The 23,487-nt window shown below is 57.1% G+C and carries 16 protein-coding genes and 1 pseudogene; 8 read left to right on the top strand and 9 right to left on the bottom strand.

Annotated features, from left to right (window positions below; all coding sequences use genetic code 11):
- Nucleotides 1-845: 845 nt before the first annotated feature.
- Both AXG89_RS29065 and AXG89_RS43610 read right to left on the bottom strand, forming a co-directional pair.
- Nucleotides 846-1,220, bottom strand: coding sequence for a hypothetical protein (locus tag AXG89_RS29065; RefSeq protein WP_144029397.1), 375 nt, complete (start codon nt 1,218-1,220; stop codon nt 846-848).
- Between the two features lie 12 nt (nt 1,221-1,232).
- The gene (locus AXG89_RS43610) at nt 1,233-1,634 is read right to left on the bottom strand and encodes a hypothetical protein (protein ID WP_236873551.1); all 402 of its coding nucleotides are present in this window, start codon (nt 1,632-1,634) and stop codon (nt 1,233-1,235) included.
- A 305-nt stretch (nt 1,635-1,939) separates the two neighbouring features.
- Here AXG89_RS43610 and AXG89_RS29055 point away from each other — a divergent pair, with 305 nt between their 5' ends.
- From AXG89_RS29055 to AXG89_RS29040, 4 genes are all read left to right on the top strand, one after another.
- A complete protein-coding gene (locus tag AXG89_RS29055) occupies nt 1,940-2,209 on the top strand; it encodes a hypothetical protein (RefSeq protein ID WP_062173392.1) in 270 nt (89 codons plus the stop codon).
- Between the two features lie 225 nt (nt 2,210-2,434).
- The gene (locus AXG89_RS29050; protein ID WP_162916121.1) at nt 2,435-3,319 is read left to right on the top strand and encodes an iron-containing redox enzyme family protein; all 885 of its coding nucleotides are present in this window, start codon (nt 2,435-2,437) and stop codon (nt 3,317-3,319) included.
- A gap of 101 nt (nt 3,320-3,420) precedes the next feature.
- Nucleotides 3,421-4,272, top strand: a complete 852-nt coding sequence (locus AXG89_RS29045) for an aspartyl/asparaginyl beta-hydroxylase domain-containing protein (protein WP_062173396.1) — start codon at nt 3,421-3,423, stop codon at nt 4,270-4,272.
- 13 nt (nt 4,273-4,285) lie between these two features.
- Entirely contained in the window at nt 4,286-5,464 is a 1,179-nt protein-coding gene (locus AXG89_RS29040) for a hypothetical protein (RefSeq protein WP_062173398.1), read from the top strand.
- Here AXG89_RS29040 and AXG89_RS29035 read toward each other — a convergent pair.
- A complete protein-coding gene (locus AXG89_RS29035) occupies nt 5,406-6,344 on the bottom strand; it encodes a LysR family transcriptional regulator (protein ID WP_144029396.1) in 939 nt (312 codons plus the stop codon). The genes AXG89_RS29040 and AXG89_RS29035 overlap by 59 nt on opposite strands.
- Nucleotides 6,345-6,448: 104 nt before the next feature.
- Here AXG89_RS29035 and AXG89_RS29030 point away from each other — a divergent pair, with 104 nt between their 5' ends.
- Both AXG89_RS29030 and AXG89_RS29025 read left to right on the top strand, forming a co-directional pair.
- Complete coding sequence (locus AXG89_RS29030; RefSeq protein ID WP_062173402.1) at nt 6,449-7,357, top strand: DMT family transporter; 909 nt, start codon at nt 6,449-6,451, stop codon at nt 7,355-7,357.
- 96 nt (nt 7,358-7,453) lie between these two features.
- Complete coding sequence (locus AXG89_RS29025) at nt 7,454-8,032, top strand: TIR domain-containing protein (RefSeq protein ID WP_062173404.1); 579 nt, start codon at nt 7,454-7,456, stop codon at nt 8,030-8,032.
- Nucleotides 8,033-8,265: 233 nt separating this feature from the next.
- Here AXG89_RS29025 and AXG89_RS29020 read toward each other — a convergent pair.
- The 4 genes and pseudogenes from AXG89_RS29020 to AXG89_RS29000 form a co-directional block, all read right to left on the bottom strand.
- Nucleotides 8,266-8,904 (bottom strand): annotated as a pseudogene (locus AXG89_RS29020) (IS6 family transposase).
- Nucleotides 8,905-9,369: 465 nt separating this feature from the next.
- Nucleotides 9,370-10,833 carry a glucose-6-phosphate dehydrogenase gene (gene zwf, locus AXG89_RS29015; protein WP_062173406.1) on the bottom strand — a complete coding sequence of 488 codons (1,464 nt, stop codon included), beginning with the start codon at nt 10,831-10,833 and terminating at the stop codon, nt 9,370-9,372.
- A gap of 1,241 nt (nt 10,834-12,074) precedes the next feature.
- Nucleotides 12,075-12,380 carry a flagellar biosynthesis anti-sigma factor FlgM gene (gene flgM, locus AXG89_RS29005; protein ID WP_062173410.1) on the bottom strand — a complete coding sequence of 102 codons (306 nt, stop codon included), beginning with the start codon at nt 12,378-12,380 and terminating at the stop codon, nt 12,075-12,077.
- Between the two features lie 623 nt (nt 12,381-13,003).
- On the bottom strand, nt 13,004-14,407 hold the full coding sequence (locus AXG89_RS29000) for an ISNCY family transposase (RefSeq protein WP_062173412.1): 1,404 nt from the start codon (nt 14,405-14,407) through the stop codon (nt 13,004-13,006).
- Nucleotides 14,408-15,325: 918 nt separating this feature from the next.
- Between AXG89_RS29000 and AXG89_RS28990 the strand changes: the two genes are divergently transcribed.
- On the top strand, nt 15,326-18,160 hold the full coding sequence (locus tag AXG89_RS28990; RefSeq protein WP_082771600.1) for a winged helix-turn-helix domain-containing protein: 2,835 nt from the start codon (nt 15,326-15,328) through the stop codon (nt 18,158-18,160).
- A 39-nt stretch (nt 18,161-18,199) separates the two neighbouring features.
- On the opposite strand, the gene AXG89_RS28985 is transcribed toward AXG89_RS28990, so the two are convergent.
- On the bottom strand, nt 18,200-19,114 hold the full coding sequence (locus tag AXG89_RS28985; protein ID WP_144029440.1) for a metal-dependent hydrolase: 915 nt from the start codon (nt 19,112-19,114) through the stop codon (nt 18,200-18,202).
- A 198-nt stretch (nt 19,115-19,312) separates the two neighbouring features.
- A protein-coding gene (locus tag AXG89_RS28980) for an IS3 family transposase (RefSeq protein ID WP_119024700.1) occupies nt 19,313-20,874 on the bottom strand; the annotation gives its coding sequence in 2 pieces (ribosomal slippage) (nt 19,313-20,436 and nt 20,436-20,874; 1,563 coding nt in all).
- A 1,205-nt stretch (nt 20,875-22,079) separates the two neighbouring features.
- Here AXG89_RS28980 and AXG89_RS28975 point away from each other — a divergent pair.
- Nucleotides 22,080-23,267, top strand: coding sequence for a thiolase family protein (locus tag AXG89_RS28975; RefSeq protein ID WP_062174093.1), 1,188 nt, complete (start codon nt 22,080-22,082; stop codon nt 23,265-23,267).
- Nucleotides 23,268-23,487 lie beyond the last annotated feature (220 nt).

Raw genomic sequence — 23,487 nt, 5'->3', positions numbered from 1 at the left:
TCGCTACGCACCCTTCGGGCAAGTAAAGAAAGTGAGACGAGATATCGGCCGATACTTCGACTCAATGCGGAGTTGTGCTCGGCAGGTAGCCTGCTGCTCGCCGTCGTGACGCTCTTGTCAATAGCGGCCACAATCGACCGCTCTTCGGAGTCAGAGTCGATTCCAATCCCGCCGGTTTCGGCTGTCTCGCGACTGAACGACGCGAATGGAACAGTACAAGCGCCTGTTCCAATAAATTCAAACGGCGGGTCGGATGGTCATGTGCCAGTGCTTGCGCGTCAATCGTCGCCTCGCGACAAAGACATTTGGACCTTGTGTGTTGGCCTTATCGCGCTGGTTCTAGGTGGTTCTGCGGCGGGACACAAAATTGGGTTAGCGTTCCATGAGTTTGCGCCTCGCCCCATGCAACCAACAAACAACAGTTCGCCTCCTCAACCAAAACAACCACCAAACAGCGCCCCGCCCCCTCAACCGAAGCTCCCAGTGCGCCACGGTCCTCGGCCTCATTCGTCTAAACGCAGGCGTAAAAAATAACGTTATTGCTAATACCGGATCACGTCAAAAATGCTTCAATGTCGTAGACATATAACCCGTCCAGCGAATGCGTCGAGACCTGACGATGCGTTACCTACTCACGGTTTCACTTTCGGATGCCGCGACCTGTCGAGCATGGGACTAAACTACACAAAGTTTCTGCGCGTGCAACGGTTGGGTCACCCGTTGAGAATTCACGCTCAATCGTCACCAGCTGCTGTGGCTTGTTTGCGAACCGTTCGATACCCGTGCGAAGGGGCCTCGAGATTAAACCTCGTGTCGCTACGATGCTGGGAAGCAAGCGATGCCAGCTATCGATCCACATACGGGCAGCGACCAGTTCCACGTGCGGAATAAAACGCCGGTAATGCCGATGTATTAATCGTGTCACGAACATCGGCGTCCTCGTCTCCAGGCGAATCTGCCGCGATCAATAACTCGGCTTTGTCTGCATACCGGACAGAGAAGTCGACTTGAAGGTAACGCTCGCCGATCAAAACCGTCCCCGGACGTTCGCTAAACGTAACGACTGATGGATCGGACTCAATGAGCATCCGCGCATCCAATACGACGCGGCGATAGATCGTGAGCCTGCGGCTAAGCTTCGGGCTAAAAACCTCAAACCGGTGTGCGCCTCGGGGGCGAATCATCGCGGTTGGCGCGCTCGAATGAAGGGAATGTTCCATAAGATCAAAACCTCATGGACGGGCTTTGAATTTTAAAACGCGAATTGACGGTTTCAAATCGTTCCGAGTGTGCTTAACAATGTCAACTCGAATCAGCGCTTCCCTGCTGAACATGGTTTCCGGATTGACAGAATTCCGTCGAACGACGTTTGCGTACAATTCGGCCGCCGCCAACAACCCCATCGACTGAATCTCACGCCACAACACCGCGGCCGGGATCCAGTCCGGTGCCGCAGCCGCGACCCGCTCGCGCAGATACCCTTCAAAGGGCTTTACCATTGATTTCCGAGGCGTTGCCGCCGGTTTAAATGTCGGCGCATCTTGCGCCGCCAGATACTTCCTCACCGTGTTGACCGAGCAGCCAACCTCACCAGCAATTGCGCGAAGCAGCGGCCGGCTCGTGGCGTTGCTCACGCAGCACATTGCCGAATACGGCACGATCACGATCTATTAAGGGCACCGGACCGAACAGCCCATGCGGGTGCGGACTTTCATCGACTTCATGATCGAGCGGGTGGCCGACAATACGCGTTTTTTCCTCGATACCAGCGACCTTCGCGCGGCTTGCGCTCAGATTTCGTCGCCGCGCATCCGATCGCAAACGTTCGCGTTAAATTTTTGTACATGGAAAGGAATCCGTTAGCCTGGTCGCCGCGTATTCTAGGAAAGCGCCCGAGTGCCGCCGTCTCCCGGCAGTCATAACATGAACGCCCTTGCCCATGATCGACCGCCCTACGCCCCGCGAAGCCGCCATCCGTATCTGCCGCATGTTTGTCATCCATCACCAGTGCCGGGCCGGTGCGGTGCTGCCCACGGAGACGATTCAAGAATGGTGGGCCGTCGATGGCTGGATCTGCCAGGATTTCTTCAGCGGCCTGGAATACGGCCGGCAAGAAGGCTGGCTGTCGGAAACGAAAGGTGAGGAGGCGTCGCCTCCGGCAAACGTGACGATCACGCCGGCGGGTTATCGATGTGGGCAAGGCGTTTGAGGACCTCGGCGCAAAGCCGGGGAATCCGACCCGCTACGACGCAGGGCTGAATGAATTCAGCGCGCTATCTACTACCGCGCCGCGCGCTCGGCCGGGCCGATTCACATCCCAGATAAGCCCTATCAATACTTTGCATTAGTCAGACCTACCATTCATCCACAAACTGGCGCTCAGCCATCGAGCGAAATGCATTCCCTCGCCATTTCGCCACTCTGGGAGCCCGTAATGTCACACGTCATGGTCGATTGGAATGTGCAGGGTTTGAACGCCGCCGACGAATCCGTTGTCGCCCCCGATCATCTTCAGACGCTCGCTAAAACGGTGTATGCGAGCGGCGCGTTGCATAACGACTTCTACGACTTATGGACCGCCGCACCGCTGAGCGTCCGCCAGATCCGTGTTTTCGCGCGCAATTACGGCGAATTCAACCGCGCGTTCCCGGAAGTGCTCGCAGTCATGATCTGCAACACGCGCAATGTCGACGCGCAGACCGAATATGCGAAGACGCTCTATTCGGAAATGGGCAATGGCGATGTTCGCAAGGTGCACTCCGTCCTGTTCGATGGCTGGCTCGCCGAACTCGGCCGGGTCATGGGTGAAGGCGACGCGCTGAGCTGGCGCAACGTGGAACGCGATGTCGATGTGTTGCCTGAAACGCGTGCCCTGATCCATGGTGAGAAGCGCATCTACGCCAGCGACAACGCCACGGGCGCAGGCGCCCAGATGGCGCTGGAATGGCAGGCCTTCACCATGCTGCGCCGCATGTACGACGGCGCGACTCTGTATAAGCACCTCTGGAATGAAGAAGACGAATTCCACGAGGCCTGTGAATACTTCTACGCCCATATTGGCGCGACCGAAAAAGAACACAAGATCGAGTCATTGCAGGCCGCCCGGCAGTTTTGCACGGACGCGGATTCAACGCTGCGCATTCAAAATGGATTTCTCGAGCACTTGCAGTTATTCGAAAAATTCTGGAACGCCATCGCACGGGAAATGCGTGCGATAGGCCGAAAAGAGCAGTTGGAGGGCGTAGGTGACGCACCTGAGAGAGGCGTGGGTTTTCAGAACTCACGCACAGTCGAAGCACTTCGGCCACGCAACGACTGAGTACCCAGAGCCGGGGCCGACCGACTCTGTCGGGCGGCCCATTGCACTACCCTGACGCAAGAACGCCCTCCCTCCACCGCTTCCCTGGACCTGCTGACACAATGAATTCTCGAATCGTTGGACGCTTTGAGCCATTTATTTCGGAATCCGAATTACAGAAGATTCTGAATTTTACTCAGGATGATTCCCACTATGATGAATTCAGGATAGGCGACTGGAAGACCTTCGTCATCTGGAACGACACCGGCGCGGATGGCGACGGCGTCGTTTCCGATCGCGGCGGGCTCGCAACACCGACATCACGAGGACGGGGGCTGCCAACGCTCAACCAGTGGATCACGGACACGTTCGACACGCGCCGCCTGAAACTGGTCCGGATTCATTCACTAGGCGATGGCGTCCTGGTCCCTCACCGGGATTTCGTGGAGTTCGATCCGGGCAGTCACCCCTGGACGCGCATTCACGTCCCGATCATGACCAATGACGCTTGCCTGCACTCGGAAGACGAGCAAGTGTTTCGCATGCGCGCCGGTGAAATCTGGCATCTCGATGCAACGCGCCTGCATTCCGCGACCAACTTCTCGCGGGCACGGCGTTTGAACGTTTGCCTCGATTTTGCACTCGGCAACGATCACGTCGATTCGATATTTAGGATACCAAATTGTCTTGATCCGTCAATACGATCTGAAAAGATTGACCGACCCGCGATGTCTCAGGCGTTCCTCGACGGCATTCTGGGTTTGTCCAGAATCCTCACGGAGCACAACTATCGGGACATTGTCGGGCTGTTGTCGAAAGTGCATTTTTATCGCGATGTCGGGATCGGTCATTTCTTCGACTGGCTGATCACCATCAGTCAGCGCTCGGGACTGGATGCGCTCTACGAGAAGTCATTGGCCTACAGCCGGTTTCTCCAGACCGAACGGCGGCTGTCCGAACGCTTCGTGCTTTGATGCACGCGCCACGATGAATTCCGCCCGCGAAAGTTACCAGGTGTTTCCGCGCTGGACGTCAGGCTTCTGGACCTGGCTGACCGGCCGCCCGTTATCGGACGAAAGCGCCTGCGTCCATCCGTCCCCGCTGGGTTTCGCCGCGTGTGCCGCCGCGAGCTATGTTTCCGGACTGGCCATTGCGCTGGCGGCATTCCACGCAAAAGGCCTGCTTTTCGCGGGCGGACTCCTGCTCGGATGGACCCTCACCGTGAGCGGTGCGCGCCGCATGATCAGCACGGTCGCGCATCAATGTATTCACGCGCAGTTTTCGTCGAATAGACAGGTTGATCGCGCTGTCGCCGATTTATTCGTGGCAATGACGCTGACACAGACGGCGGCGGACTATAGACGAGAACATTTTCTGCTTCATCACCGGTCCGATGTGTTCACGTCGATCGACGACCCGGCGGCGCAGTTTTTATATCGTGCGGGATTTCAGCCCGGCTGCACGACGCGCCGATTATGGTCGCGGCTGGCCATGACCTTGATCGCGCCCAGGTTTCACCTGATGTTTCTTCACGGGCGGTTGTGGAGTCAGGCGAAGTCGATCGCGTCGCGGCGTGGGCTGTGGCTCGTGTGCTGGATTCCGGTACTGTGCGGCCCGGCATGGAATTGGTATTCGTGGACGGCGCTCCTCGTGGGCGCCCTCCTGCCGGTCACGTTTTTCTATCACATCAGTGTCATGCTCGAATTCATCAGCGAGCATGCATGGTTCGTCGAGCCGGATAAAACGTTACGCGCGAAGTATGTGCATGGCACGCATTCATGGGGCCGTTTTTGCGGACGCCGTGTCCCGATTCGCCAGGGAAAATCCACCATCAATTACGCCGTGCAATGGATGCTGTGGACCCTGGAACATGTTTTCTATCATCTGCCGGTCCGGCTGATCGTTTTACCGGGGGACTTGCCGCAGCACGATTTTCATCATCGCAATCCGGCGACCGATCAATGGACTACTGCCGCCCATGCGCGCGAACAGGACGTCGCGCACGGCGACCCGCGCTGGCCGCCTTATCAGGAGTTCTGGGGTTTGCACACGGCCATCGGGCACGTGTTCGAGGGCATTGCGGCGGCTCATCCGATCGTCATGTCCGCTAGTCGATCCCCGCCACGGCTTTCGCGTGCGCAGGAGATTTTGCGAGCGCCTCGATAGAAGCCAGCTCACGCGCGGATTGCGTGACGGCGAAATGGCGGCGAATCGTTTCCGCGACGTGCTTGGCCACGGGCGAAATGCCGGACCCGCGCGAATACAGTTCGACTTCCGTGGGTGCGAGAGCCGGAAAGCCTTGCGCCGGCTTCAGGACGCGCAGTTGCCGCCCGACCGCACTTTCGATCATCACGGACACAGCGCTTCCCGCAGCCACGGCGGCCACCAGGCCTTCGTGGTTCAGGCTCGTGAACGCGACACGCCAGGCACGGCCGGCCGCATCCAGTGCTGCAAGCGCGGCCCGGCGGTATAGACAACCGTCGGGGAACATGGCGAGCGGCACCGGATTGGAGAGATGAACCTCGCTGTCGGCCTTGCTCACCCACAGCAGCCGTTCACGGGTCAGCGGAATCCCGTCCTGGCGCTTCGGATACCGCGTCGCGATCACCAGGTCGATATCGGCGGAATCGATCGATTCGAGCATTTTCCAGCTATGACCGCAGCGGATCTCGATTTCGATGTTCGGAAACGTCTCGCTCACTTCCGCAAGGATTGGCGGCAGCAGGCACGACGCGTAGGTCTCGGAGGTCGCGAGGGTCAGTTTGCCCGCTGCGAGCGCGTGATTGAGTGCGAAAAAGGTCTGCTCGTGCACTTCGATCAGGCGTTGCGCGAGGCCCACGAAGCGCTCGCCGATGGCTGAAAGCGTCACGGTCGTGGTATCGCGTTCGAACAGCCGCTGTCCGACCTGCTCTTCGAGACGCTTGATCTTCATGCTCACCGCCGATTGCGTCCGGTGCAGACGCTGGGCGGCTTGCGTGAAGTTGCGGGTCTCGGAGACCGCGATGAAGGCACGTACCAGGTCGATATCAATATCCTGAGGTTTCACGGCGTTCTCCCTATGCGCGTTCTGAATGATAGCAATCAAATCTATTTGTTGGTCGGTGTATGTGCGTTGGCCCTAGAGTCAAATCAAATGAATGGGGAAAACAGTTGAAGCCGGAAATCGAACGACATCAGGGCTGGATAGAAATGATCGTCGCCATGACGATTTCAGGCACGATCGGCGTGTGCGTCCTGAAGTCCGGTCAAAGCGCGGAAAACGTCGTGTTCGTCCGGTGCGCGGCGGGGTTCGCGTGCCTGCTGCCGTTTTGCTGGTATCGACGGATGATCTGCAAGCGTTACTTCGCGCCTCGCCTGCTCGCGATCACGGTCGCGGCAGGCGTCCTGATGGTGGTGAACTGGGTGTTGCTGTTCAAGGCGTTCTCGCTGGTGACGATCGGCTTTGCAACGATCGTGTATCACGTCAATCCGTTCCTGATCCTGATCGGCGCCGCGCTGTTCATGCGGCAGCGAATCACGCGCAAGGACGTCGGATGGACCGCCCTTGCCTTCGTCGGCTTCGTCATTCTGGTGAACCCCGCTTCGGCCGTCGCCACGCTCGACATCAGGCAGCTTGGCGGCATTGCGCTGGTGATCGCGGCGACGGTGATGTATTCGGGAACGGTTCTATTGACGAAGCGGCTCTCGGGCCTGCCAACGCCGTTCATCGTCATGGTGCAGACCGGCGTGGGCGCGCTGCTGACCCTGCCGTTCGCCCATTTGCACGATCTACCTAAGGACGTGGGCGCGTGGGGCTGGCTCGTTGCGCTCGGCGTGGTTCACACGTTCCTGCTGTATTCGCTGGTGTTTTCGGCCTATCAAAAACTGAGCGTGCCATCGATTGCGGTGTTGTCGTTTATCTATCCGTTGTCCGCGGCGCTGTGCGATTACCTGTTTTTCGGCCACCTGCTTACCGCGACACAGATTGCGGGCGGGCTGTTGATCCTGTTCAGCACGACAGGCCTCAAGCTTCAGTGGAATCTGTTGCCGCGCATGCTCGCCGTCAAATCCGAGACGTAGAACGGATTGCTCGAACCGGACAAGTCGGAAGGTCGGCGAACACCAACAACTCAGACAACCCGACATCGTTCGACCGCGCCCCGCGTGTGAGGCCCAATGACAAGACGCGTGTATTTCTGCTTTGACCACGACGATATAGCCAGTGCCCGGGCCACGGTCGTTCGACAACACTTCCGGTCGATGAACGGCAGCGAGGCCGGATTTTTCGACCTGGCAACATGGAACAACGCGAGCAAGAGCGGCGAGCTTGCGGTCAAGAATCTCATCGACAACGGGCTTGAGGGGACATCGGCAACCTGTGTGCTGATCGGCACTGCAACCTTTTCGCAAGAATGGGTGCGCTATGAAATCTTCCGCAGCATTGCCCGGGGAAACCGGGTATTCGGCGTCCATATCAATCAGATACCGGGCGCCGGCGCCCGGGTGAAACCGAACGGCCCGAATCCGTTCGACTTTCTCGCGCTGAAATTCAGCGACGACGGGACGAGCGTCGAACCGACGGAGTACGTAGGCAACGCCTGGATCCAATTCGACCGGTACCCGCCGTATCGATTGAGTGCGATTGCTGTGGCCAGCAGGCGGGGACACGTGGTCCAGTTGTCGGATATCGGGTGTGAGACGTTCAGCTGGTCAAACCAGGATAGCGCCACGTCGATGTCGAGTTGGGTTGCCTGATCACGGGCCCGATCATAAGGCTTGCTAAGCTGCTGGGTTTAACGATATCGTATTGGGTCATCGTTTCAAGTCCACTCGCGCGCACCGGTCAAAGTAAGATACGTAGTCACAGAGAACAAGATGCGATCCGACCCGAGGACTTCCCGGATGAACATGAAATGCGGGACGGTCAACAACCGGTTCTGTCGCAGTAAGGAAATTCGGAAGAGTCGAGACCGAACGGAGAGGATTGCTTAGTTCGCAAGATCGTAGAACAGCTCGGCGACTGAACGATGGCGTCCACCGTCACTCTTCATCTGTCCTTTCGCTATCATGTGCATGAGTTCGATACCGTCTAAAATGACATGGGTGCAACGAAAACTCTTGAATCCTAGCATTGGTCGTACGATGCGTTTGATCGCTCGACGGTCCTGCTCCACCACGTTATTCAGATACTTCGATTGTCGAATTTTGATCGGTATTTCGCGACCAGCATTGATCGCATTTAACCCTGCAAGATTCGCCCCGCTCTTGTCGCTCGTCACCGTCTCCGGTACGCCGTTTCCAGCGATCGCCTTTTAAAAATAGCGCCGGGCGGCAGCCTTGTCCCGCTTGGCGCGGAACAGGAAGTCAATTGTGTCGCCAGCTTTGTCGACAGCCCGGTACAAGTACTTCCATTCGCCTTTGACCTTGATGTAGGTCTCGTCCATTCGCCAACTCCTGCCAATCCCTTGCTTGCGCGGTCCGAACGCCTTTCCGAGCGCGGGCAGCAGCTTGATGGCCCACCGGTGCACCGTCGAATGGTCAACCGACACTGCCCGCTCGGACATCATCTCTTCCAGATGACGCAGACTCAGCGGGTAGGCAACGTACCAACGTACGCATGTCAGCATTATGTCCAGCGGGTAGTACGGCCGTTTGAGCGCCTTTGCTCACGGGGGCATTCGGAGTCTTGATCATTCGTTACATCGTTCGTCTCGGGGACGATCACCATAGCAGATCGGCTTACTGCGACAGAACCCCTCAATTTCGATTGCGGCGAGCGTCCGCCTTCCAATGCGACGAAAGCAAGCTCAAGCACTAAACCCCTCGTTGTACTTCACCTTTGAAACCGCCCAGCAAACAGACCTGAAAATTAGGTTCCGTAAATGATATGTCAATGTTTCAGTCGATTGGCTCTTGAGTAGCTCGCCGTCCATATTCCCTTCGCTTCCTGCCTCACATCTTTGAGATCATTTAGCCGCCGGAGCATCAACTTCGTGATGTCACCACTTCTTACGAATCCCAGCGATATTGGTTTGGTCATGGTTCGTCGCTTAGCTAGGGAAAAGATCGAACAAAACGCGGAGTCGTTTAACTCAACTGCCCAACGCGTTTGGATCCCGCCACGCGCGCTCGAACGGAAGCCGCCACGCACGTGGGGCGACGAGTTGGTGGATGGCATTCGGCCCCCATGAGCCAGGAGCATAGAAGCGAACCGGTGGTGGAGATTCAAGCAAGGCAGTCGAGACTTCCCACAGCCGCTCGATGCCCTCGGCGGTCGTGAAAAGCGTTCGGTCTCCGCGCATGGCGTCGAGGATCAAGCGCTCGTAAGCCTCCAGTACGTCACCGATCAGACCGGTATCGCGCATCGCGAATTGCAAGCTGAGTTTGTCCAACCGCATCCCCGGACCCGGACGTTTGCCATAAAACGAGAGCGACATTTTCGAGGCGTCGGCCAAGTCGAACGTCAGATGATCCGGCCCTTGCGAACCGACGCCGGACCCTGCCGGAAACATGCTCTTCGGCGGCTCGCGAAACGCGATGGAAATGATCCGTTGCCCCTCGGCCAGCCGCTTTCCCGTGCGCAGATAAAACGGCACGCCGGCCCAGCGCCAGTTGTCGATGGAACATTTCAACGCAATGAATGTTTCGGTTTCCGATTCCGGACCGACCCCTTCCTCGGACCGATAACCGGTGTATTGCCCGCGGACGACATCGGTTGGTTGAATCGGCAACATGCTACGAAAAACCTTGTTCTTTTCCTCGCTGATGGGTGACGGTTCCAGCGACGTGGGCGGCTCCATTGCCATGAACGCGAGAATTTGAAAGAGGTGAGTGACGACCATGTCGCGAAATGCGCCGGTCTGTTCATAGAAGCCGGCGCGCTTGCCGAGGCCCAGCGTTTCGGGCACATCGATCTGAACGTGGTCGATGAAGTTGCGATTCCAGATCGGCTCGAACAGGCCGTTCGCGAAGCGGAAAGCGAGGATGTTCTGGGCGGGTTCCTTCCCCAGAAAATGATCGATCCGGAAGATCTGTTCTTCTTCGAAGACTTCATGCAAACGGGCATTGAGCGACACCGAACTTTTCAGATCCGTTCCGAATGGTTTTTCCATGATGATCCGGGAGCGCTCCACGAGGCCCGCTTCCTTGAGCATGCCGACCGCGGAAAGCGCGGCGTTCGGTGGCACGCTCAGGTAGTGCAGCCGCCGGCACTCGCCATCGAAGCTCAGCTCGGCGTTCAGCACTGCAGTCTTGAGCGCTTCCGCGCCCGCTGTCAGCGGCACGTAATCCAGATTGGCGGCGAACGTGTCCCACTCCCTCTCGGCGACCTTGCGAGATGAAAATTCGTCGAGCGCTGCTCGCGCCGTGCGGCGAAATTCGTCGACCTGAATGTTGTCGAGCGCGACGGCAATGATCCTGCATCCTGGAATGAATCCGGCGCTGGACAAATGGAACAGGCCTGGCAAGAGTTTGCGTCTCGCCAGATCGCCAGTGGCGCCGAACAGAACGACGACTTGTGGATATTGCGGACCCACCCCTGCAGAGATTTTTACCATCGTGCAAATCCTTTTTTGGGTTGTCGATGCCTTGAAAGACGAATGCACTAGAGTGCGTCCGGCCGCCGGCTCAGTTCGTCTATGGTCGTGCTAAGTGCATTTTTCTACCAATGATCTTCGCTGCAAAAAAGCGAAGTGGAACTGCCGGACGAGCCCCGACGGAATTCTTGCACTCGTCATAAGTTTGTTTGCCTGGCGAGATGCTGGATAGGTCTTAAGCGCTTCGCCGCCACAGTATCACGCGCTTATAATTCCGAATTGCGTATGGGCCTCGCACCGGCGCGTTGTTCGCATTTTTATTTTGCCGGGATTGACAGAATGTTGATTTGTGCTAACGCGCCGCATCGGGTTTTGCTGTGGATCGGGACAAAAGAAAGCACGCTGTAAGCAATATTGCGGAGACGATAGGTTTGATTTACTTTCAGATTCTGGGTTGGTTTCACATTGCTATGGAATTTCGCGAGATCGAGGAATCAATGCAAGAAATTCCTGACCTCTGGCGTCAAATGCGCACCCAGTACAAAACGAAATTGCGTCGACGAATTGACTGACAAGGCCCAGCGGGCCAGAAGCTGAATAGAAAGAACCAATCAAGCGAACGCGATCCAGATTGACATGGCTCGCGACCAGCGCCGATTTGCTGTTTCACTGGACGTCATAGCCAGTATCGCAAAGGGAACACCGGGACCGTTTTACGCGAACGGATGAGGTACAGCGGGCTTCTCGTCAATCATCCAATTCATTAGGTATCCTACAACCGGCGATCCTTACTTAAGGCTTAGGGGGAAATCGCTGAAATACCGCCAGCGCTTGGCTGTATCCTGGTCTTACGAGAGGGCGGGTGGTGGCGCTATGCGAAATCCGCCGCAAAAGCGGTGACCTCGACGTTGCTGTATGCCGGTCGATAGTCTCGTCACCGCCAGTCGTGCTTTCGGCGTGATCATCGAGGTCCTGGCCAACCATCAATATGTGATCCCTCGATCCAACCATAGAGATCGTTTGATCGGCGGGCAAACCTCTTTCAGCAACCTCATTGCTAAGACAACGCGAACGCGGTCGTGTGGAATGTTCAGGCTAGCGAATCAAAAATCAAAAGCTCAACGATACGATCCTTGCGCGCGCCGACGAAAAAACGCGCCGACCGCTGAACCCTATTGCCTGCTCCAACGAGTACGCAAACGACAATCTTTGGCGAACGCCCTCGCCTGGCGCGAGAAACCCTTCGCTGAAGCACGTTTCTATCAACGCGACTGCGTCTTCAACAGTTCGCCCGCGCTGCTCAGCATACCGCTGGCGATATTGCCGGAGTCGATCTTATAGCTGCCGTCGCGAACTGCGGCCTTGATTGATTCGACCTTTGCCGTGTCGATGTCCGACGCGCCTGCCACGCTCAGATTCGACAACGACGACAAGCTTACCGTCGAGCTGGTTGCATCGGCCGCGCTAGTTTGCTGCACCGCGCCTGTGCTTTGTACCTTGCTCTTGGCAGCCACGCGCAAGTTGTCGGTCTCAAATCCTGCGGGAATGTTGCTGGAATCGATCTTCATGGTGTGCGCTCCTTAAGCGGTTAAATCCTCTAACGGAGCTTCCCTTAAAGTCTTTACCAAGCCAACGCGCGGCCTGTCGTTCTAAAACGCCGCAACCACGGCCCAACGGGCTTCTCGGGGAAATGCGACAAATTGAAACAAAGTGTGAGCAATTCCACGGCAGGTCCGGCGACCTCGTAAAACATACATTTGTACCGAAGCGAAAGTCGAAGCGGAAAAATCTGGAATATTTTCGTGTCCCTATTTTCTTAATCCCGGCGCTGGTAATCGTAGGCGGTGGACTAGCCAACTTGTGGCGGTGCCATCCGCCAGGATGAAATACTGGTCCTTCGTCTCATGAATGCGACCGTCGCGCGCGATCACCTCTTCCATTCGCAGCATCCGCCCGGCCCATCCTGGCGCGATCGACGGCGCCGCGAACGGCTCGAAGCGCAGAGTGATGCGGTCTGGCGGGAACCTCGACCAGGTGTATCCAATCTTGCCGCACCGCCTGCCCGATGGGAGCCTGTCTGCTACCGCACGCGCACTATCATTACGCATCTGTCGAGGCTAAGTTCAGATGTCGGGGTTCAAACTTTTTAGAAATGTCGGGTTTTGACTTTATCAATCTCTCTTTAAAAAGCTCATTTCCCCACCGCGGCTGCCCGCAGTTCGGCGCTTCTTAGCATCATCGCGTTCATGTCGATTTGCTTGAGCTCGCGTTGTTTGCGCGTGTTGTTGGCCCGCATCTTCGGTTTCACCGGTTCACCCTGATTGGTCCGCGACGGTGAACCCGAGATACGCCGGTTGTCGCGCTCCATCTGCACCTGGCGCGATAGCGCCAACACATGCTCAAGGCGCTTGTTGTCGACCTCGGCACCCTGGTCCATCGCTGATAGCCTGTCGTATTGGCGATAGGCCAGCGCGCTGCCATGTGCCCGGATTTCGATACGCCCATCCGGGTATTCATAGACATCAATGTAGTGATGGGCGAGGGCACGCGTTTGCGGCGTGTCGTCAAGCATGTAGATGACCCGGTCGTACTGCAATGTCAGGCTGTTCGACACGCAACGCAATACCCGGTGCGTCAGAATCAGGTCGAGGTCTTCATCGCCCCTGAGCGGCCGATGCGCGTTAAATGCGCTCTTCGGGATCTTCGCGAAGCGCCCATTGAAGTCGGCCATGAAGTGGGGCGCATACGCGTTGGCGGCCTCCTTCGTATCGATCTTGCGCAGCCTCAACTCTTTGACCAACCGGTCCTGCAAGGTGAGATTGGCCCGCTCCACGCGTCCCTTCGCCTGACTGCTGTTGGCACACAGCGTGTCCACGTTCAACTCGTACAAGGCCCGCCCGTATTGGGTCACGCCCTTGTCGGGCGTGCTCGCGTGCTGGTTGCAGTGAAACACGCTGGCCTTGTCGCTATAGAGTGCCACGGGCTTGCCGTGCGCCTCGATGTATTTGCGCGTGGCCTCGAAATAACTGAACGTCGATTCGGTCGCGGTGAAGTGCAACGTCATCAGTTGGCTTGTGGCATCGTCAATAAACACCAGCAGCGTGCACGCTGGCGCCCGGTCTTCAAACCACCGGTGATCGCTACCATCGATCTGGATCAGCTCGCCCAGACAAGACCGCCGGTTCCTCGGCTGATGGATCTTGGGCGGGCGCTGCTTGCGTGGAATCCACAGGCCGGCGTCGGTCATCAGGTGGCGAACCGTCTCCTTGGAAAGCGTTAAACCATGACATTCGCGCAGCTTCTCGCAGGCAAGCGTTGGGCCAAAGTCGGCGTATCGGTCGCGAATCAAAACCAGTGCCCGGCATGCCGTTACCTCATCAAGCTTTCGATTGCCTGGACGACCTCGCGCTGCCGAGCCCACACCGGCTGCGCCCGTTTGCTTGTACCGCAGCACCAAACGCTCGACTTGGCGCACCGTCAAATTCAAACGCTCAGCCGCCAGGCCCGGTTTGAGCATCCGGTCCACGACAGCCTGAATCACTTTGAGACGATCGAGTTCGCGCATATTTAGTGTCACCAGTCCGGTTGGTTTCATGGCGAACTCCCATCGTCTGATCGAAAGTTCCCAGCTTGCACCAACAGCAGAACACGACATTTCTATCTTGCTAAAACACGACATTAGGATATTGCCCCTACAGCATCCCGAATGATCATTCCTTTTATGTCAAATAAAAGACTGACTCACCGGACCGGCGGCAAGTTGTCGGGCGGTCGTCTCGGCGATCTTGGTCATTCACGCGACTGTACCCAATTGCGTCAAGGCTACTAGTCATTTCTTTTTCGGAAGGGTTCATGGCACGCAGTGCGTCGGGCGTGCGTATGTCGCGCGGAGTCTCAAAGTCCGCTCAAGCGCCGCCACGCGTTACGTCCGGCGGGGGACGGAAAACCGGTGCGGTTGCTATGATTGCGCATCGGTGGCGTAACATCGTTGGATAGCTCCTCGCGGATTCCACGCGCCGCGTACACATCGAGCGCTGTGACGCCAAGCACTCGCACTACCGCTCCGAACGCCCTAGTTCGGCCTTGCCGATCGACAGTATTTGACTGCGCACGATAGTTCCAACGTCCAGAACATCGCCACGTACGCGTGCACAAAGGAACGGCGCCACTTTCTCTGCAGCAAGGATGCCGATTCCGCATATAAGCTCCAGCAACCCGTAAAGCCGGACAAGCGCCGCACTGCTACCGAGCCCCGCCGAACGTGACACCGCACGCGGTGCCAGCAACTTGGCCAAGCCCAGCGCGATACTGAACTAGCCAGCCCGGGGGTCACTGCTCGTGGCATGTTAGACGCACCTAGGCCGTCGCGAGCGTGTTGGCCTGCGTCGTGCAAATTGGAGTTGACAAGGTCATTCATAGCTCCGCCATAATTGAGGTGGGCGATCAGTCGTGATTGTCAGAACTACTTTAGTTCAATAAGTGTTTCGTTAATCTTCTCATAAGCGCTTCGCAGATGAATAGCGATCACGTCAAATTTGAATCCTTCGCCTTTGGTCCTTTCGAAGTTTCGGTTACGGAACGCTCAATTCGTTGCCGTGGGGAACCCTTGATTATCGGAGAGCGCGCATTCGACCTCCTCGTGACGCTAGCGAGGGGGTCGGGCACAATCCTAAGCAAAGATGAGCTGTTTGAATCGGTCTGGCCAAACCGGGTCGTCGACAAAAACACCCTCGAATCTCACATGTCTTCGCTACGGAAGGCGCTCGGCGCGGAGCGCTCGGCAATCCGCACGATTTCGGGAAGGGGCTATCAGTTCGTAGCGGAGATCAATAGCAATACCGACCCTCGCCAACCCAGCGGCGGCCTGAAATTGCCTGAGAGGCTTTCTCCACTGATTGGCCGCGAAAAGTCGTTGTCGACGATCGCTGCACTCGTAAAGGCATATCGGCTGGTAACTCTTGTTGGCGCCGGCGGTGTAGGAAAGACAAGTCTTGCGATTGAAGCAGCACGGAGCCTCTCAAGCACATTTTTCGACGGAGTGTGCTTTGCGGAACTTGAGAATCTCCCGTCCGGAGATTATGTCCCGATGAATATTGCTGCTGCGCTTGGATTTCCACCGGCGGACGGATGCATTCTTGAAAACCGGGCGATCGCCGCTCTAGGTGACAAACGAATTCTTCTGGTGCTCGATAACTGTGAGCATTTGATTGACGCTTCAGCCAGTACGGTCGAAACACTTTTGAGATGCGCGCCATTTCTCGCTGTCTTAGCCACCAGTCGGGAACCACTCAGGATTGTGAGTGAACATGCTTATCAGGTTCCGGCGCTCGCGGTGCCTTTGAACGAGTCGAGTTCGCCGGAGGAATTAGCGAATAGTGCTTCGGTGCGTCTCCTAGACAGCCGACTCAAGTCGGCCGGCGTTGCCATGGACAGTAACGCAGAGGTCGTCAGATACAAAGCGCGCATTTGCAAGCGGCTCGACGGCATCCCGCTAGCGATCGAACTCGCCGCCGCAAATGTGGCGCTTCTTGGAGCAAAAGGCGTTGCTGACAGACTCGACGACCAATTTGCGCTATTTACCAAAGGACGCAGAGCGGTACCTTCGCGACAGCAAACTTTACGTCATACCTTTGACTGGAGTTACGATTTGCTACCGCTACCTGAGCGCGTCGTATTCGCTAGACTCAGTGTGTTTGTCGGCGGATTTTCGATTGAGACGGCCCTGACCAATGCGTCGGATTCCACGTTGCTCGCACGCGAAGTCATGGACGCGGTGGTGAATCTGGTATCGAAATCGTTAATTACGGCTACACAGATTGGTGGCACGGCGAGCTATCGTATGCCGGAAACGACCCGAACCTATGCCGCCGAAAAACTCCTCGAGTCTGGAGAGCACGCCACGATCGCAAGGCGGCATGCCGAGTTTTTCCTTGCGGAGTTCGAGCGAGTTGAGTCTGATTGGGGGCGCGGCGAGCCGGAGGAGCTTTTACATACATTCCGGCACTACCACGACGACCTCAGATTCGCGCTTGGATGGTGTTTCGCGAGCGGCGGTGACCCTGCGTTAGGCATACGACTGGTGACAGCCGCCGTTCCCTATTGGATGAAGGTTGAATATGTGGCCGAGTGCCATTTGAACGTCGCAAATGCAATCGCACAGATAGACGCCCTAGGCATCGTCGACGCAAAAAGATCTGTGAAATTGCACTTGGCCCTGGGAGCGGTACTGCTCTATGAGGGCTTGGCTCAAGACGCTCAAACCGAGTTCAACCGTGCGCTTGAGCTAGCAGGCGGTTCAACCGATGTCGAACTAGAGCTAAAGTCTTTGCACGGACTGTGGGCTACAACCCACTTGCTTGGGCCGTTTGATCAGTCGCTGTCCTTTGCCGAGCGGTTTTCCCAGATTTCTGAGACTGCGCAACGGCCCGAGGACGCAGCAAGCGGCATACAGATGCTCGGTGCGTCGCGGTTTTGTCTTGGTGATTTGGGCGAGGCGCGCTCGCATCTGGCAGCATTTCTCTCCCGTGCCCCGTCGGCATCGAATGCGTTAAGCCACGATTTTCAGGTTGATGGGCATGTTGCCGCAGAATGTGCCCTTGCTCATACGCTTTGGGTCCAGGGATATGCGGACCAGGCGAAGGAAGCGATGCGGCGGGCTATGGAGCGGGCGGATACGCTCGGTCATGCCTTGAATTGCTGGTACTCGCGGTTGATGTGCTCATGCCCTCTCAGTTTGCTAACGGGGCCTATATCTCAGCTATATGATCAGGTTAACTGCTTGTCTGAGATCGCTCGCATTCACGGCATGGCGACCTGGACGCCATATGTCGATTTATGGAAAGGTCTGATTATCTCGGCACAGGGCGATGCCACTGCGTACGATCGGCTTATTGACCCCGTCTTCGCTAGCGTCCACTCTGGGTGGCGTTTCAATCCCTATCTGACAGGGACGTTGTCGGAGCTTTGCTCGCAATTAACCTTAAATGGCAGAGCAAACCTTGCAGCAAAGATAGTAGCGAACGCGATTGAACACGCAGAACGTACGGGAGACAGGACATCTTCGCCGGAGCTCCATCGAATTGCAGGCGAGATTTTTCTTAGGCTTGGCACCCGTGATTCGGAGTCGCTAGCGGAACAGGAATTTGTAAAGTCGATTGACTCAGCGCGTGAACGAGGATTGCTCGCGTGGCAATTGCGCGCGGCGCTAAGTCTCGCGCGAGTACGAAAAAATCAATCCCGTCATGAAGAGGCTCGAACTGTCATCGAAGACGTACGTTCCCGTTTTACAGAAGGTCTCAGCACCGCAGACCTTCTCATCGCCGACAGTCTTCTTTCTGACCTTTCTTAATCCCAGGTACGACCATGCCACGTCAATCGCCAGACCTTTCTACGGATACTCACGCGCGTCGTCCGAAGAAAGGATGCGCAACATTTTATCCTGATCGATAGCTAGAACATCCCCGCCCGCCTTCTGGAAGCGACGCCAGCCCATCTGAATTTCATTCTGACTGGTCGTAACCAACGGATGGAGGCGGGGATGGTATCCCTTCTTATAGGCGGGAAATGCGTTTCTTGCAAAACGCCACATCATCACAGAGCAGAAACTCATTCGGGCGATTCCAATAAACGGGTTCCGAAACCAGCCCTCGGTTCGTGCCATATGAACATATGCTTGTACTGTTTCCAGTGCGACCCGCATCATCGCAACAGTGATCATCCATCTCCGGTAAATTTCGTCGGTGCTATAAAAATACTGGTAGACGTCGAAAGCGACAGCACCGTGCTCGACCTCCTCGACTTGATGCCAAATCCAGAAGGCCTTAATTTCCGGGTCAGCATCCGCGAACCATTTGTCGTAGTTATCCAAGATGATCAGTCCGGCGAGGAAAGAAAACGTCTCGTAGCCTGCTGTAAACCCGAGTAGTCGTTTTACGGAATCTTTTTGAGTGTGCTTTGAAAAATAGTTGGCCGAACGCGTGTCAATTGCGGCGAGTTTCGGATACCGGCCCGATAAGCGTCGGGAAAACTGTTCGTAGTTACTCGCATGATTTGCTTCTTGTCCGATAATTGCGCACACATCGTTGCGCAGCTTTTCGTCTTTGATCTGCGGTTTGGCCTGACGTAACGCCGCAATAAGATACCTCTCGAAATGAGGTACGTGAATTCCAACGGCATTCATAAAAACCGAAAATTGGGGAGAGGTTCTGCTCCAAACGCAATCCGCGATAGTTTTCGCCGAAAGGTCAAACTTCAATGGCCGGACTTCAATTCCGTCCATCGGATGATCCGAGGTTGCTGTCACGATAGCCTCCTGTCGACGGCACTACATGCGAGGGCAACTTCTAAAGTCTTCGGATGCCCGACCTGACACCACTCGCATGTGTCTTGCCCACCGCAGCACCGAAATCATTGACAGTCACCTGACACTACCCTGTTTCGCCGCGTACGCGCTGGCTTCAATTGAAGACTACGGCGCGTGTCAAGGTACTTGTCGCCTCAGTCATGCAGCCAAAGGCTGTTTAAGTGTGGCGTGCGAGGCCATCGTGACGACTGACTCGCGCTCCGGATTGAGCGTGACGGCACCGATGGGCGTCCAGTCTCGCATGCAGCCTGACCAGCGGGCCGGGTTACGTTCCCGCGCCTGGACATACACCTCGTGACGAGCGGCGAGGATCGCGTGATCGTCTCCGTCATGGCGCTGCGCCGGGCTGACGTAGCGGATGCTGCTGTGACGGTGGTCGAAGTTGTACCAATGCACGAAGTCGCTCGCCCAGTTGCGTGCAGCATTGAGCTCGGCGAAGCCCGTGGCGGGGAACTCCGGGCGGTACTTGGCCGTGCGGAACAGCGCCTCGGCATAGGCGTTGTCGTCACTGACGCGTGGGCGTGAGTACGATGGCTTCACGCCAAGCCAGTGGAGCATGGCCAGCACGGTCGTGGCCTTGAGCGTGGAGCCGTTGTCTCCATGCAGCACCGGCTTGTCCGCCAGAGTAACGATGCCCTCGGCCAGCGCCGTGCGCCGCACCAGATGGGCAGCGTGACTGGCATCGTCGCGCTCGTGCACCTCCCATCCGACGATCTTGCGGCTGTACAGGTCCAGGATCAGGTACAGGTAAAACCATTGACCGACGACCTCGGCGGGCAAGTACGTCATATCCCAGCACCAGACTTCCCGTGGTGCGCAAGCGATGTGCGTGGTCGGCGGCCGGCCAGCCTTTGGCGCTTTGGCCCGGCCGCGGTGTGCGGTCTGCCCGTGCTCGCGCAGCACGCGGGCGAAGGTGGATTCGCTGGCGATGTAGACGCCCTCGTCGGCCAGCATTGGCACGATGCGCGCAGGAGGCATATCGGCGAAGCGCGCCTCGTTGGCCACGCGAAGCACTTCAGCACGCTCGACGGCGCTCAGCGCATGGGCGGGTTGCGGGCGTACCGAATTGGGCCTGCCATCGCCCGTGACGAGGCCCTCGCAGGCATTCCAGCGCTGCAGGGTGCGCACATCGATGCCGGCCGTCTCGCAGGCCAGACGCAGCCGTGCGCCGGCCTTGTGCGCGGTATGGATGTCATGGGCCAAGGACTGGCGATCTTCGAGGCCGATCATTCGTCCTCGCCCGTGCGGAAGATCGCCGCGACTTTTTTTGATAGCACCAGCAGGGCCGCCGTCTCAGCCAACGCACGGTCCTTGCGCAGCAGCTCGCGCTCGAGTTCCTTGATGCGCCGCCGGTCCTGCTGGGTTTGCTGTGGGCTGGCACGCGCCTCTTCGGGCTTAGCCAATGCTTGCGTGGCGCTTTGCCGCCAGGTGGCCAGCTCCTGTGGATACACGCCGTTGGCGCGGCACCACGCGCTCTTGCCAGCCTCGTCCATCGCAGCGGTCGTCAGCACGGCATCGAATCGGGCCGCCGCTGTCCAGGCCCGCTCGCGAGCGGGCCTGGACAGCGCATCACTGCGCCAGCGCTCCAGCGTCGCCACTCCCACGCCAACCTCACGTGCAACGTCTTCCAACGCCGCGCTCTCCGGCGGCAGCAACCGCGCAACCGCTCTGTCCTTGAATGCTTGTCCGTATTTTGCCAATTCGTTTTCTCATCATCGCCCCCGGTTCATCGATTCTATCGGGGCGACAAGTATTCTGACGCGGGGGGACTAGCATACAGACCCGAGAAAACGGGCGTTTGTTGCACACGAGAGAGGCCCATCCGGCTCACGGAAAATTCGCATGGAAATTCTACTGAGGGTTCTGGACTGTATTCGGCGGCAGTCGAACTGGATCAGGCCGCGATCGTCTCAGTTCGACCAAAATCCGCCTTCGGGTTTCCGAATAGTCAATCGTCGTCTCGAGAAGTATCCGTCGCAAGCGATTCGACGCTCACTTAGAATCCCAAGGCGTAAAGAGCCGGATGTGCATCGGCACAACAAGACCTAGCGTGGCTTCTTGAGGTTGCAGATTCTCACCGACCCAGGTTTTCAATTGCGGCAGCAACGCCCTTCCCCTACTCCGGGTGTAAACCGGAGCTCGACTCCGGTACTTTGATCTCGCTAATGCCTCGCTACGCTTTACCCCCAATGGAGGTCACCGCCGTCTTTTTGCCGGACGGATGCCTTCCGAGAAAGTTAGACTATTTACCTCGTTTCTGTCAGAAATGCTGTCGGGCGCAGCGGCGAAACAATAGCTTCGAAGGCCGCCCGCAGGCCTCTCCCCGGTCCAACCTGCACGCGACGATCGTGATAGCAACTCCGTTGCTCTTCTAGCTCGCACGCAAATCTGTATGTCAAACTCACTCACGGCAAGCACCGTTCGTCAATTTGCATTTGCATGGCAGTGGGACCTTCCAAAAGCGTGCCGCTACCGCAACTCCTCGATTCGTGAAGGTCACCCCTTCTGCTACCTAGACCACCGAACAAACTGTAGGACCTCCTGCTCGCTGATGATAGTCCCAAGCATATAAGTGCATATACTCGTATAGTATTGCATGAACTCAGCGACTCGATAGGGGGAAGGATGGGCGCGTCCCCGAATTAGAGCGTGTGTCCCGCCGCTACAGAGCAGTTCATGAAGCTCGCCCGACAACGCTCGTAGGTTTTGACGACAATCTGACACATGCGGGACGTACGGCGATGATTTCCGCGTCGTGGATTGAACGCGCTTAGTCCTCGGTGTCGAACCGACCAAACATTCAGTCTTGAGGATGAGGGATCTAGTGCAAATACCCTGCTTGAGACTGAGTTCGAACCTCCAGCAGAAAGTGCTGGACGATTTCTTTACTGACGGGAACATTCGAATGCTAGATAAGCTTGATACCGTAATTTGTGAGCCGGTACGTACGGCGATTGGCACTTATGGTGGGTCGTTCAAGGACGTGCCCGCCACTGAGTTTGGCGCGATTGCAATCAAGGCTGCGGTTAGCCGGTCCGGCATCAAGCCGGAAGAAGTTTCTTCGGTCGTCATGGGCAATGTGGTTCAGGCGGGGAACCGCATGAACCCTGCTCGTCAGGCAGCGATAAATGGCGGAATTCCTGTATTCGTACCGGCACAGACCGTCAATCGGGTTTGTGGTTCGGGTGTTCAGGCCCTCCTTGCTGGCGCACAGGAAATCGCATTCGGGGCAGCGAACGCAGTAGTCGTCGGTGGAATGGAGAACATGGACAGAGCCCCGTATCTTTTACCGAGCGGCCGTTGGGGAGCTCGCATGGGGAATGTCGAAGTGCTCGACAGCATGCTTACGGATGGACTCGTGGATGCGTTTTCATCAGAGCACTCTGGATGGCATACCGAAGACCTCGTTAGCGCTGTCGGTCTGACACGCGAGCAACAGGACCGTTGGGCCGAGCGTTCACAACAGCTTTTTGGAAACGCGCAGGTAGCAAAGAAGTTTGTTACGGAAATCGTCCCGGTGGAACTTAAAGGGCGTAAAGGTCTTGTCACGTTTGACAAGGACGAGCATCCGCGACCTGACACAACGTACGAAACTCTGGCCAAGCTGCGCCCCGCCTTTCGCAAGGACGGCACGATTACCGCCGGCAACGCCCCTGGGTTGAATAGCGGGGCGTCCGCAATGGTTGTGGCAAGCCGGTCGTTTTCCGACGCCAAAGGTCTCAATGCGGTCGCGCGACTGCGGGGCTACGGCGTCGCGGCCGTCGAACCGGGAATGTTCGGGCTTGGCCCTGTCCCCGCTCTGGAACAGGCGATAGGACGCGCCGGATGGACCTTTAATGACGTTGATCGGATTGAAATCAACGAAGCGTTTGCGGCGGTTCCGCTCGCCGTAATCGCAAAACTCGGACTGAACCACGAAATCGTGAACGTGGAAGGCGGGGCCATTGCGCACGGGCATCCGATTGGGGCAACGGGAGCAATCCTGATGACGCGTCTTATCCACTCGATGCGTCGCGATGGCTTAAAGCGAGGTCTCGTCTCGCTGTGCATCGGCGGCGGGCAAGGCATCGCCGTGGCAATCGAACTGCTTTGATGGTCAGGCACCGGGCGTGGCCTTGTCAACAGCCACGCCTGGCGCAATGCCCATCGGTCGCGACAGTTGGGTACAGATCTGATGCTTAGTGTTATCGAAAAGTCCGAAAAAGAGATTCACCACCGACCGGCCATGGGCGTACAGATATCGATTTGGTGAGGCTCCTCTCGATCATGGCCAGATTGGTAGGAAACTGTCATTCAGCATTGCAAACGCTGCC

The sequence above is a fragment of the Burkholderia sp. PAMC 26561 genome, from assembly GCF_001557535.2.
In the GTDB taxonomy this organism is placed as follows: domain Bacteria; phylum Pseudomonadota; class Gammaproteobacteria; order Burkholderiales; family Burkholderiaceae; genus Caballeronia.
Note: the sequence above shows the minus strand (reverse complement) of the source record. Positions and strands in the feature narration are given on the sequence as shown.